8 protein-coding genes and 1 pseudogene are annotated in these 12,762 nt (G+C 65.1%); 7 read left to right on the plus strand and 2 right to left on the minus strand.

Annotation, left to right across the window (positions count from 1 at the left end; genetic code table 11):
* The coding region (locus WKB25_RS05335; RefSeq protein ID WP_340569143.1) for a Clp protease N-terminal domain-containing protein at positions 1–673 on the minus strand (673 nt) is incomplete at its 3' end.
* A 351-nt stretch (positions 674–1,024) separates the two neighbouring features.
* On the opposite strand from WKB25_RS05335, the gene WKB25_RS05340 reads away from it, so the two are divergent.
* The 3 genes and pseudogenes from WKB25_RS05340 to WKB25_RS05350 form a co-directional block, all read left to right on the plus strand.
* Positions 1,025–3,301, plus strand: coding sequence for an FdhF/YdeP family oxidoreductase (locus WKB25_RS05340; protein ID WP_340569145.1), 2,277 nt, complete (start codon positions 1,025–1,027; stop codon positions 3,299–3,301).
* 307 nt (positions 3,302–3,608) lie between these two features.
* The gene (locus tag WKB25_RS05345) at positions 3,609–4,364 is read left to right on the plus strand and encodes a tetratricopeptide repeat protein (RefSeq protein WP_340569147.1); all 756 of its coding nucleotides are present in this window, start codon (positions 3,609–3,611) and stop codon (positions 4,362–4,364) included.
* A 392-nt stretch (positions 4,365–4,756) separates the two neighbouring features.
* Positions 4,757–4,873: pseudogene (locus tag WKB25_RS05350) on the plus strand (IS30 family transposase); the annotation flags it as partial.
* Between the two features lie 86 nt (positions 4,874–4,959).
* Here the strand turns inward: WKB25_RS05350 and WKB25_RS05355 are convergent.
* On the minus strand, positions 4,960–5,943 hold the full coding sequence (locus WKB25_RS05355; protein WP_340569148.1) for a LacI family DNA-binding transcriptional regulator: 984 nt from the start codon (positions 5,941–5,943) through the stop codon (positions 4,960–4,962).
* A 156-nt stretch (positions 5,944–6,099) separates the two neighbouring features.
* Here WKB25_RS05355 and ptsP point away from each other — a divergent pair, with 156 nt between their 5' ends.
* The 4 genes from ptsP (at position 6,100) to WKB25_RS05375 (ending at position 12,684) form a co-directional block, all read left to right on the plus strand.
* Positions 6,100–8,610 (plus strand): phosphoenolpyruvate--protein phosphotransferase, encoded by a 2,511-nt coding sequence (gene ptsP, locus WKB25_RS05360; protein ID WP_340569150.1) that lies wholly within the window; start codon positions 6,100–6,102, stop codon positions 8,608–8,610.
* Positions 8,607–9,563 carry a 1-phosphofructokinase family hexose kinase gene (locus tag WKB25_RS05365; protein ID WP_340569151.1) on the plus strand — a complete coding sequence of 319 codons (957 nt, stop codon included), beginning with the start codon at positions 8,607–8,609 and terminating at the stop codon, positions 9,561–9,563. Before ptsP ends, WKB25_RS05365 begins: the two co-directional genes overlap by 4 nt.
* 85 nt (positions 9,564–9,648) lie before the next feature.
* Complete coding sequence (locus WKB25_RS05370) at positions 9,649–11,349, plus strand: fructose-specific PTS transporter subunit EIIC (protein WP_340569152.1); 1,701 nt, start codon at positions 9,649–9,651, stop codon at positions 11,347–11,349.
* Between the two features lie 78 nt (positions 11,350–11,427).
* Complete coding sequence (locus WKB25_RS05375; RefSeq protein ID WP_340569154.1) at positions 11,428–12,684, plus strand: carbohydrate porin; 1,257 nt, start codon at positions 11,428–11,430, stop codon at positions 12,682–12,684.
* Positions 12,685–12,762 lie beyond the last annotated feature (78 nt).

A 12,762-nucleotide genomic window follows, 5' to 3' on the forward strand; every position in this document is an offset into this window, starting at 1 on the left:
TGATGATGCGCTGGGCCAGGCCTTCGACGATCGCGGTCTTGCCCACGCCGGGTTCGCCGATCAGCACCGGGTTGTTCTTGGTACGACGCTGCAGCACCTGGATGGTGCGGCGGATCTCCTCGTCACGACCGATCACCGGGTCGAGCTTGCCGCTCTCGGCACGCGCGGTCAGGTCGATGGTGTACTTCTCCAGCGCCTGCCGCTGTTCCTCGGCGTTCTCCGACTGCACGTTCTCGCCGCCACGCAGCTTGTCGATGGCGGCCTGCAGGCGCGCCTTGTCGGCACCGGCAGCGCGCAGCGCCATGCCCAGCGTGCCACCGTCTTCCAGCGCGGCCAGCACGAACCACTCGCTGGCGATGAAGGCATCGCCGTGCTGCTGCGCCAGCTTGTCGGTGTGGTTGAGCAGGCGGTTGAGATCGTTGCCGATCGACAGGTTGCCGGCCTGGCCGGACACCTTCGGCAGCGCTTCAAGCGCCTCGTCCAGGCGCTCGCGAAGCACCGGCACGTTGACGCCGGCCTGCGCCAGCAACGGCCGGGTGCTGCCGCCCTGCTGGTCCAGCAGGGCACTGAAGACATGTACCGGTTCAATGATGCTGTTGTCGCGGCCTACCGCCAGCGACTGTGCGTCTGCCAGCGCCTGCTGGAAACGCGAGGTGAGCTTGTCCATCCTCATGCGATGACCCCAATCATTGAAGAAGAAGCTCCAAGGAAGAAGAAGCTCCAAGGAGGGAACCCCCTGCGGCGATATCAGCCCACTCGCCAGGGAAATTCAGTGGCGATTCGTGAACAGCGTAGCCCGGCGGTCGATGCTGAAACAACGGCCAGAATGTCTATTTGCATGGACAAGATGTCCACTATTGGGCCATCACATGGAATCAACATTGTGGCGCCCAGTCTCCTGCTACAGACGAGCCGCTTGGCTCCAGAAACATCACATTCGGAAGCGCACCGAGCCCGCTTGTACCGACTACCGGGCTTTCGCTGGCCCTCCCATTCATCGATGTTCCGACACATGAGGTGCGTCATGGCAGAGAAGGACATTCCCGGCATTCGCAAGTACGATGCGCCGGCTGGTGGTTGGGGGGCCCTGCGCGCGACTGCAAAGGCAATCAGCGAACAGATGGTGGCACCGGAGGCAGCCATCACGTTGTTCCGGACAAACAAGCCGGAAGGCTTCGATTGCCCTGGGTGTGCGTGGCCAGATCGCAAGCACACATCGACCTTCCAGTTCTGCGAGAACGGTGCAAAAGCGGTGACATGGGAGGCTACGAAAAAGCGGGTGACCCCTGAATTCTTCGCTTCCAACACCGTAACGTCACTGTTGAAGTGGACGGACTATCAACTGGAAGATCAGGGTCGCCTAACCAATCCCATGGTCTACAACCCGGAAAAGGACATCTTTGAAGCAATGGATTGGGATCAGGCGCTCAGTCGAATTGGCGAGATCCTGCGGTCGCAAGCAGATCCGAACATGGTTGAGTTCTACACATCGGGCCGCGCCTCCAATGAGGCCGCTTTCCTGTACCAGATCTTTGCACGTGAGTTTGGAACCAACAATTTCCCTGACTGCTCCAATATGTGTCATGAGGCAACCAGTGTTGGGCTTCCTCAGTCGATCGGGATTGGAAAAGGAACTGTTTCGCTGGACGATTTTGATTCCTGCGAACTCATCATCGCCATGGGACACAATCCCGGTACGAACCATCCGCGCATGATGGGCACCCTTCACGAGGTATCCAGGCGTGGCGCCCCCATCATCGTTTTCAATCCTCTGCGCGAGAGAGCGCTTGAGCGTTTTGCTGATCCGCAGGATGCATTGGAGATGGCAACGTTCGGTGCGACCGAGATCGCTTCAACCTATTTGCAGCCACGCGTTGGAGGTGATGCCGCGGCGCTGAAGGGCATCATGAAGGCCCTCCTTGAGATGGATGCCATCCATGGGGAGGCAGCCAACATCCTTGATCGCGAATTCATAAGTGGGCACACCCAAGGCTTCGAGGCCTTCGCTGACGATCTGCGCTCTACCGCCTGGGTGGATATTGTGGCTCAGTCCGGCTTGTCCGAAGATGACTTGCGTAAAGTGGCAGCGGCCTACGCCAAGTCCAACGCAACTATCGTTACCTATGGGATGGGTATAACCCAACACAGCACGGGAACCGAGAACGTTCAGCAGATTGCCAATCTCCTCCTGCTGAGGGGGAATTTCGGGAAGCCCGGTGCTGGCATATGCCCCTTGCGCGGCCATTCAAACGTCCAGGGGGATCGCAGCGTCGGGATCACCGAGAAACCGAGCGCAGACATGATCGAGAGGATCGAGAGGCGATTCGGATTCCGCACTCCAAGCCATCACGGCCACGATGCAGTTGCTGCAATGCAGGCCATCATTGAGGGGCGCTCACGGGCACTTATCTGCCTCGGCGGAAACCTGGCGGTTGCTCTGCCTGACTCAGACGCCTGCTTTGCAGGAATGCGGGGATTGGAAATGTCAGTGCATATTGCGACCAAGTTGAATAGAAGCCATCTGTTGGTCGGAAAGAACACATTCGTCCTGCCATGCCTTGGCCGAACCGAGCAAGATGTGCAGGCGACGGGCCCCCAAGCGGTTACGGTCGAAGACTCCATGTCCATGGTGCACGCATCACGAGGCAAGCTGAAACCCGCCTCGGATCTGCTGCGATCGGAGCCCGCTATCATTGCGGGGATTGCCAGTGCAACCCTGCCCTCCAGCAAGGTGCGCTGGTCGGATATGGTTGCTGACTACGACGTCATACGTGACGCAATTGAAGCGGTATTCCCTGAATTCTCGAATTACAACGCTAGAATTCGCATTCCTGGTGGATTCCGCCTTCCCCTCCCCCCCACTGAGCGGGTGTGGCCGACGGCCTCGGGAAAGGCTGAGTTCATCCGCTTCCAAGGATTGGCAGAGGATCCGGCGCCAATCGATTCTGCAGTCCTGAAGCTCGCCACTCTGCGCAGTCATGATCAGTACAACACCACAATCTACAGCCTCGATGACCGCTACCGCGGGGTCTTTGGCAGGCGCGACGTGGTCTTCATGAACGAAGATGACATGAGCGAGCGAGGCATCCAGCAAGGCGATCAGATTCGCATAACCACTGCACTCGAGAATGAGCAAGGCCGGGTCCTGGAGAACGTCATTGCCGTCGGCTACAGGATTTCCCGTGGCTCCGTGGCAACGTACTATCCGGAAGGCAATTGCCTAATTCCGCTGAACTATATTGATCCAGTGAGTGGAACACCTTCGTACAAATCGGTACCGGTCCACATCACCTTGGCGTAGACAGAGCTTCCTAACCTCCTCGCGTTGCGGAGGCGGATAGAGCCTTGGAGGTCGGCCCATCACGACGGCAATCGAGCCCGTGATGGGCCCCGTGACGGCATCGCTATCACCTAGCCTGCTCAACGTCCGCCATCTCCCGCAAGCAGGGCACTCTCCACCCCCGATAACGCACGCTTATCTCGACTTGACAGGCCTGGCAGGCAGCGAGGCCATTCGCGTGATCTCCAGCCTGCCCACTTTGCCACCCCATTGGCGCCCCACCCCACGCCTACTATAGTGCACCCCCCACAAGGACGAGGCGGCACTCATGCCCTATATCGGAATCGGACTCCACGTACTGGCAGCCATCTACTTCGCGGTGCACGCCATCCGCTCAGGCCAGAGCCTCTACTGGCTCATCCTGCTCTTCTCGTTCCCGCTGCTCGGCAGCATCGTCTACTTCCTGGCGATCTACTTCCCCGAAGCCCGCAACTCGCGCGGCGCCCGCCAGGCCATCCGCTCCGCCAAGCAGCTCATGGACCCAGGCCAGGAGCTGCGCAACGCGCGCTCCGAGCTGGCACGCACGCCCACCGTGCAGAACCGTGTCCGTCTGGGCATGACGCTGCTGGATGCCGGCCAAGCAGAGGAAGCCAGAACCCTGCTCGAGCAGGCAGCCAGCTCGCCGCTCGGCGACGATCCGTACATCCTGACCGGCCTGTCGCGTGCCCGCCTCGATTCCGGGCAGCCCGCACTTGCGGTCGAAACGCTTGATGGTCTGTTCGCCCGCCACCCGGACGTGCGTCGCAAGTCGGAACAGACCCTGCTTTACGCGCAGGCACTGGCAGCCGCCCAGTCTCCCGGCGCCCGCGCCGCGTTCGAGCGTGCCGTGGAATGCGGAAACGACGCGGCCGCTCGCTGCCTGTACGCCGAATGGCTGATGGCACAGCCGCAGCCCGACGACCGCGAGCAGGCCCGCACCCTGTTCGCCAGCATCATCGACGATGCCCAGCATTGGTCTCGGCACGCGCGCAGCCACAATGCCGCGTGGCTGGAACGTACCAAAGCAGCGTTGAAGGGCTACTGACGCCTGTCAGCCTCTGGCAACCCTGTCGCATCCGCCCCGCTCATGGCCCCGCCGGGCGGATGCCGACAGCCCGCAGGCAGGCACAGCCGACATCGCCGATAGCATTGCAGCGCAAGGCTCCAGCGTCGCTGCGTGGTACGCAACGATTCTGAAAATGTTGCCGACAGACTGAACGATTGCGCTGGTGGAGCCCGAAATGAAGGCGCACCACGGGGTGATGTGGGCGCCTTTTCTGGCACTGGTCGTTGCAGCACGGATTCACTGGCCAGAGCCTGAAGAGCCGGAAGTACTTGTGTACCGTGGCGTGATCGAGGGCGGCGAGCGCTCTCGGTTCGTCCGTGATCACTTGGTGTTGTATCGCTGGTCGTCCCAGCAGATTGCTGCCAAAGCGGCTGCGTATCGTCCATCGCCCGGAAGATGTGCAGCAGCGACTGGTTCCGGGCCACTGGGAAGGCGACTTGATCAAGGGGGCTTTCAACCGCTCCTGCTTAGGGGTGCTGGTCGAACGACGTGTGGTTTGCTGATTCACAAAGGACCAAAGGCCGCAACGGCGCGTCGACATCCACCCCATGGACGCCCGCAAACGGCCGCCGGTTCATCGCAAGGCCGTTGATCCCCTCACCACGCACCGTCCCGTCATCACCAGTCGGCGCACCGGCAACTCCGGTGTGTGCAGGCGCTCAAGCAACAGCGACATCGCTGCTCGTCCCATCTCTTCGACCGGCTGTTCAATCACGGTGATGCCCGGTTCGACCAGCTCGGTCCAGCGTTCGTTGTCGAAGCCCGCCAACGCCAGCGCTTCCGGAATTGCCAGGCCCGCGCTGCGGGCGGCTTTCAACGCCCCCATGAGCAGCAGGCTGTTGCTGGCCACCAGCGCCTCCGGCCGCGATGGGTCGGCCAGCCACTGTCCGACCGTCGAGATGGCCGCTTCAGCCGTGGGTTCAACCTCGCGATAATCCGGCTCCAACCCATGTGCGCGCATTGCCGCGAGATAGCCGTCACGACGCTCCGCCGCCGTGGTGCTGGTGCTCCCGAACAGGCCGCCGATGCGGCGATAGCCGCGCTCGACCAGGTGCTCGACCAGGCCGGCCATCGCGGCCGGATTGTCGAGGACCACGCTGTCGATCGACCCGCCGGGCGCGGCGCGGTCTACCAGCACCGTTGGATAGTCCAGTGCGAGCCGTTCCAGCCGCCCCACCGTGGTCCGGGTGGGTGCAAAGATCAGCCCACTGATACGCTCCTCGTGCATCAACTGCAGATACAGCGCCTCGCGCTCGGGGTCCTCATCGGTGTTGCAGAGGGTGACGCGTAGACCTTCACGATAGGCGGCCTCCTCCACCGCGCGGATCAACGCAGTGAAGAACGGGTTGCGGATGTCCGCCACGATCAGCCCGATGATGCCGGTGTGCCGGGCGCGCAGGCGCCTTGCCTGCAGGTTGGGGTGATAGCCGGTCTGGCGGATCGCCGCCTCCACCCGGCCACGCACGCCCGCGCTGACCGGGCCGCCACCGAGCACCCGCGACACCGTGGATTTGGATACCCCCGCCACGCGCGCGACGTCGTTGATGCTGATGCTCATTGGAACCGTTCCCGGAAACTGTTGCTGTTCATGGCCGGATGGCCATTCAGGACAATGCTAACGCCAAAGGACTATTGGTTTTTTGTGCAGTGCACATTGAAATAACGACTGGGAACGTTCCCAATACGCAACAGCACCCCCTTCCTGGAGCCCGCCTTGCAGCCCTTGACCTCCCCTGCCCCCGTCAGCCGGGAACTGATCCGCCTGGAGGCGCGAGCGCACGACAAGGCCGACGCCATCGCCCAGGCGGCGCAGATGCTGGTGGCCGCCGGCTGCGTCGCTCCCGGCTACGAGGCCAGCATGGGCCGCCGCGAGCAGCTGGCGGATACTTTCCTCGGGCACGGCGTGGCCATTCCGCACGGGCTTGGCGAAGACCGTCACCTGGTGCGCCGCGATGGCATTGCCGTGCTGCAGTTCCCGGAAGGCGTGGAGTGGAATCCGGGCCAGGTCACCCGTCTGGTGGTCGGCATCGCTGCCCAGTCCGATACCCACATCACCCTGCTGCGCCGGCTGACCCGGCTGATCCAGGATGACGCCACGCTGCAGCGCCTGTTCACCACGGCCGATGCGAGCGAGATCGTCAACGCGTTGGCCGGCGATGTTGCGACCATGGCCACCCATGCGCCAGTGACTGACTTGGCCGAGCATTTCGACTGGACCATCGCCTACCCCAACGGGCTGCATGCGCGCCCGGCCACGCGCTGGGCCGAGACCGCGCGCGGCTTCGCTGCCCGCGCCCAGGTACGTGCGGGTGATCAGGCTGCTGACGCCAAAAGTCTGGTCGCGCTGCTGCAACTCGGGCTGCGCCATGGCGACGCGGTCAGCGTGTCTGCCGAAGGGAGCGACGCGCCCGCGCTGCTGACGGCGCTGCGCAAGGTCATGGACGGGCTGGTGGTCCAGGAAAAGGCCGATGCGGAGCGCGCAGCGCAGCGCAAGGCCACGCCGGTTGCGGGCTGGAATCCGCCCGACGCACAGGCTGCGATCATCGGCATCGGCGCCAGCCCCGGGCTGGCGATCGGCCCGGTGCATGTGCTTGCCAGCACGCATGCCGACGTTGCCGACCGTCCCACCCCGCTCGGCGAAGGCGGCGCGCGCCTGCAGGATGCGCTCAGCCGCACCCGCCAGCAGTTGATTGCGCTGCAGGACGACACCCAGCGCCGGCTCGGCGCCTCGGATGCGGCAATCTTCAGCGCGCAGGCCGCGCTGCTCGACGACACCGATCTGATTACCCGCACCTGCCAGCTGATGGTTGAAGGACATGGTGTCGCGTGGTCTTGGCACCACGCCATCGAGCAGATCGCCTCCGGCCTGGCAGCGCTGGGCAACCCGGTGCTGGCCGGGCGCGCCGCCGATCTGCGTGATGTGGGCCGGCGCGTGCTGGCACAGCTTGATCCGTCCGCGGCGGGTGGCGGCCTTGCCGATCTGCCTGCGCAACCGTGCATCCTGCTCGCCGCCGACCTGTCGCCGTCCGACACGGCCAACCTCGACATCGGTCGCGTGCTCGGCCTCGCCACCGCACAGGGCGGGCCGACTTCGCACACTGCGATCCTCTCGCGCACGCTGGGCCTGCCGGCGTTGGTCGCCGCTGGCGCGGAACTGCTCGCGATCAGCACGGGGCAGGAGGCGATCATCGACGGCAGCAGCGGGCGCCTCTATCTGTCCCCCTCCGAAGCCGATCTCGCCTCGGCACGTGTCTGGATCGCCGAACAGCAGCAGATCCGCGAGCGTGAAGCAGCGCAACGCGCGCAGCCGGCACAGACCACCGATGGCCACCGCATCGACATCGGCGCCAACGTCAACCTGCCCGAGCAGGTGCCGCTTGCACTGGAACAGGGCGCGGAGGGCGTCGGCCTGATGCGCACTGAGTTCCTGTTCCTCGAACGTGGCAGTACGCCCAGCGAGGATGAGCAGTACGCCACTTATGTCGCGATGGCCAAGGCACTCGACGGCCGTCCGCTGATCGTGCGCGCGCTCGATATCGGCGGCGACAAGCAGGTTGCACACCTGGAGCTGCCGCACGAGGAAAACCCGTTCCTCGGCGTGCGTGGCGCGCGCCTGCTGCTGCGCCGCCCCGACCTGCTGGAACCGCAGCTGCGTGCGCTGTATCGCGCGGCGAAGGACGGTGCACGCCTGTCCATCATGTTCCCGATGATCACCTCGGTGCCTGAGCTGATCAGTCTGCGCGCCATCTGCGAGCGGTTGCGCACCGAGCTTGATGCGCCGGAAGTACCGGTCGGCATCATGATCGAGGTGCCGGCTGCAGCTGCCCAGAGCGACGTGCTGGCACGCCACGCCGATTTCTTCTCGATCGGCACCAACGACCTGACCCAGTACGTGCTGGCGATCGACCGCCAGAACCCGGAACTCGCTGCCGAGGCCGACAGCCTGCACCCGGCCGTGCTGCGCGCGATCCGCGCCACGGTGGAAGGTGCACGCATGCACGGGCGCTGGGTCGGCGTCTGCGGCGGCCTGGCAGGCGATCCCTTCGGTGCAATGCTGCTGGCCGGCCTGGGTGTGGACGAACTGTCGATGACCCCGAACGACATCCCGGCAGTGAAGGCACGCCTACGTGGCAACGCGCTGACCGATCTGCAAGCGCTGGCCGACACCGCGCTGGACTGCGAAACCGCCGAGCAGGTGCGCGCCCTCGACGGAGCGCGCGCATGAGCGCCCGCGCCGTCACCGTTACCCTGAACCCGGCGATCGACCAGACCGTGCGATTGGTGCACCTGCAACCGGGCCACGTGCATCGTGCCCGCAGCTGCCGCGACGACGCCGGCGGCAAAGGCGTCAACGTAGCCGCCTGCCTGGCCGATTGGGGCGTGCCGACCACCGCACTGGGCGTGCTCGGCGATGGCAACGACGGCGTGTTCAGCGCACTGTTCGCTGAGCGCCGCATCGCAGACGGGTGCCTGCGTATTCCGGGGCACACCCGCACCAACATCAAGCTGGTCGAAGAGGCCAGCGGCGAGACCACCGACATCAACCTGCCCGGCCTGTCGTTGTGTGACGCCGATCTGGATGCGGTATCCCGCCGACTCGCCACTCTGCTCCAGCCGGGCCTGCCGGTGGTGCTGTCCGGCAGCCTGCCAGCCGGGCTGCCAGCCGATGCATGGGCGCAACTGCAGGCGCAGGCTGGCGCCGCCGGCGCACATATACTGCTGGATACCAGTGGCGACGCACTTGTCGCCGCGTTGAGCGGCGCGCAGGGCGCGCTGCCCTACGCGGTCAAGCCCAACCGCCACGAACTGGAGGCCTGGACCGGCACGCGACTGCCGGATCGCAGCGCCCTGCGGGCCGCTGGCCAGGCCTTGGTCGAACGCGGAGTCGCGCTTGTGGCGATCTCGATGGGCACCGACGGCGCGCTTTTCATTGATCGCAGCGGCGCCCTGGTCGCGCGACCGGCGCGACTGGCCCAGGGCAGCACGGTCGGTGCGGGGGACGCCATGGTCGCCGGCATCGCCGCCGCATTGCTGGAGCCCTCCCTTGATCTGGCCGGCGGTGCACGCCTGGCGACGGCGTTCTCGATGAGCCGACTGGAGAGCGGCGACGCGCGACGGCTGGACCCGGCGCAGGTGCGAGAGTGGACCGGCGATGTACTGATCGAGCGGTTGGATTGAAACCCCTGCGGAGGGAGCTGCGGCTGGCCCCGGGCCACCCCTGCCCCTCCTGCAAGGACGAACCTGAAGAATTCCAGGAGTTCCCATGCAAGCTTCCACCGTAGTCATCGCCGCTGGCGAACGCAGCATCGAGGCGGTTCTTGCCGCCGAAGCGCTGCGCCGCGCCGCCCGCCAGCAAGGGGTCGAACTGGCGATCGAAATCCGCAGCGACCAGGGCGTAACCGGCGCACTGCCCGCCGCGCAGGCCGCCGCGACACAGCTGCTGCTGGTCGGTGATGGCGAGGCAGACGCGTCCCGCTTTGGCAGTGCCCGGATCGTGCGCGCGAGTCTTGGCGAAGTGCTGGACGATCCACTTGCCGCGCTGGCGCTGCTCGCCGCGACATCAGCAACCGCTTCTACTGCAAACGACGGCAAGCGCATCGTCGCCGTCACTTCCTGCCCGACCGGGATTGCCCACACCTTCATGGCGGCCGAAGGACTGCAGCAGGCCGCCAAAGCATTGGGCCACGCGATCCGGGTGGAAACCCAGGGCTCGGTGGGCGCACAGGACGCATTGAGTGACGAAGAAATCGCCGCCGCCGACCTGGTGCTGATCGCGGCCGACCGCGAAGTGGATCTGTCGCGCTTCGCTGGCAAACGCCTGTTCAAGAGCGGTACCAAGCCGGCGATCAATGACGGCCAGAACCTGATCCGCAAGGCACTGGCCGAGGCCAACGTGCAGGCCGGCGCGGCCGTTGCCGGTCGCACAACCGAAAAGACCAAGGCCACCGGCCCGTACAAGCACCTGATGACCGGCGTGTCCTTCATGCTGCCGTTCGTCACCGCCGGTGGCCTGCTGATCGCACTGGCGTTCGCGCTCGGCGGCATCTACGCCTTTGATGATGCACACAAGGGCACACTGGCCTGGTCGCTGTTCCAGATCGGCGCCAAGTCCGGCTTCATGTTGATGGTGCCGGCACTGGCCGGATACATCGCCTACTCCATCGCTGACCGTCCCGGCATCGCGCCGGGCATGATCGGCGGGCTGGTTGCGGTCAACATGGATGCGGGCTTCATCGGCGGCATCCTGGCCGGCTTCATCGCCGGCTACGGCGTGTACTGGATCAACCGTGCGCTGCGCCTGCCGCGCAGCCTGGAGGGCCTCAAGCCGGTGCTTATCCTGCCGGTGCTGGGAACGCTGCTGGTCGGTCTGTTGATGATGTACGTGATCGGCACACCGGTCGCCGAACTGCTGGCCTGGCTGACCGACTGGCTACGCGGCATGCAGGGCAGCAGCGCGATCCTGCTGGGGCTGCTGCTGGGCGGGATGATGGCGGTGGACATGGGCGGGCCGGTCAACAAGGCGTCCTACGCCTTCTCCACCGCGCTGATCTCCAGCCAGGTCTACACGCCGATGGCGGCGACGATGATCGGTGGCATGACGCCTCCATTGGGCATCGCGCTGGCAACATGGCTGTTCAGCAACCGCTTCACTGCCGAGGAGCGCGGTACGGCCGGTGCAGCCGGCGTGCTCGGCCTCAGCTTCGTTACCGAAGGTGCGATTCCCTACGCGGCGCGCGATCCGCTGCGCACCATCCCGGCACTGATCCTCGGCTCTGCCGTGGCCGGCGCGATCTCGATGGCTGCGGGGGTTGAACTGAAGGTGCCGCACGGAGGTGTGTTCGTGCTGCCGATCCCGAACGCGGTCACCCACCTGGGCATTTACTTGGTGGCGCTGCTGGCCGGTGTCGCGGTCACTGCGGTCGCGCTGCGCGTGCTCAAAAAGCCGGTCACGTCCCCGGCCTGACCCGTCCTCCCAGACCTATCCGCGGGCCCCTGCTGCTGCAGGGGCCAGGCGACCTACGCCCTGCACAAGGAGCCACGCATGACCTGCCCTTCCCGCCGACGCCTGTTGCTGGTCGCCATCCTGCTGGCCCTGCCGTCGCTGGCTACCGCCGCCGACGCAAGCGAAGTCTTCGCCCCCAAACTTGCCTACACCGGTGAAGCTGCCGCCACGCTCGACGGGGGCAAGAGCAGCGGCACGGCCTATGCCGGCCAGTTGATGTTTGGTGCCGACGTGAATCTTGATGCCGCGTTCGGTTGGCGAGGCGCGACCATCAAGGCTTATGGCATCAACCGTCATGGCACCAACCTCGCCAGGAGCAGCACGGGCAACAGCACCTCGGTGCAGGAAATCTACGGTGGCCAGGGCACCCGCCTGGCCAACCTGACCCTCGAGCAGAAACTGCTGAACGATCGATTGGTGCTGGAAGCCGGCCGCAGCGTGGCCAACATCCATTTCCTCGGCTCCGAGCTGTGCCAGTACTTCCAGGGCAATTCGGCCTGCGGCAACCCGACCTACGTGTTCCGTACCAGCAACTTTACCTGGTGGCCGGTATCGAGCTGGATGGCCGATGCCACCGCCTGGGTGATGCCCGATGTCTACGTGCGCGTCGGCGCCTACCAGGTTGATCCGAGCCAGGCCGAAGACGGGCAGCACGGCCTGAAGTGGAGTACGAACCAGGCCACGGGCTGGGTCGTGCCCTACACGATCGGTTGGCGCAGCCCGGCTTCGGCACGATTGAAAGCCAAGTATGAAGTCGGCGGCTGGCAGGACAACTCGACCTACCGCGATCCGCTGCGCGATGCCAACGGCAATCCGGCGCTGCTCAGCGGCCAGGCGCCTGCGTCCCGTCACGGCCGCTCCGGCGCGTTCGTGCGCTTCGAACAGCAGGTCAGCAGCGATGGCAACGGCCGTGGGCTGACCGTGTTCGGCGCGGCGCTCAAGGGCACCTCCGGCCAGTTGATCGAAGACCACTTCCTGCAGGCCGGCCTGGTGCAGAAAGGCACGTTCGCCAGCCGACCGCAGGACAGCATCGCCTTTGTTGTCACCCAGCAGAAGTACAGCGACATCGCACTGGAGAACCTGCGCCTTGCCCGTGCCGCGGCCGGCGGCAGCGGCACCCCGTACGACAGCCAGGTGATGATGGAGTTGAGCTATGGCATCCAGCTCACCCCGCAGCTTCGCATCGCGCCGAACCTGCACTACATCGTGCATCCTGACCAGTTCGACGAGCCGGCTCGCCAGCGCGACCTGCCCAATGCGCTGATCGCGGGCCTTCGCGTCGATTGGAGTCTGTAAAGCGGCGCCACGCCGCACACATGCCCTCCGTCTTCACGAAGGGCATGAATTCTTCGCGGTAGAACCCGTAGCGCAGAT

Origin of the sequence: Stenotrophomonas sp. G106K1, from assembly GCF_037969685.1 — a bacterium.
Lineage (GTDB): Bacteria > Pseudomonadota > Gammaproteobacteria > Xanthomonadales > Xanthomonadaceae > Stenotrophomonas > Stenotrophomonas lactitubi.

Bases quoted from the DNA above. Each gene is read 5' to 3' on its own strand.
- WKB25_RS05340 (WP_340569145.1), top strand. From the start codon at position 1,025: ATGGCAGAGAAGGACATTCCCGGCATTCGCAAGTACGATGCGCCGGCT.
- WKB25_RS05355 (WP_340569148.1), bottom strand. From the start codon at position 5,943: ATGAGCATCAGCATCAACGACGTCGCGCGCGTGGCGGGGGTATCCAAA.
- WKB25_RS05345 (WP_340569147.1), top strand. From the start codon at position 3,609: ATGCCCTATATCGGAATCGGACTCCACGTACTGGCAGCCATCTACTTC.
- WKB25_RS05365 (WP_340569151.1), top strand. From the start codon at position 8,607: ATGAGCGCCCGCGCCGTCACCGTTACCCTGAACCCGGCGATCGACCAG.
- WKB25_RS05375 (WP_340569154.1), top strand. From the start codon at position 11,428: ATGACCTGCCCTTCCCGCCGACGCCTGTTGCTGGTCGCCATCCTGCTG.
- WKB25_RS05370 (WP_340569152.1), top strand. From the start codon at position 9,649: ATGCAAGCTTCCACCGTAGTCATCGCCGCTGGCGAACGCAGCATCGAG.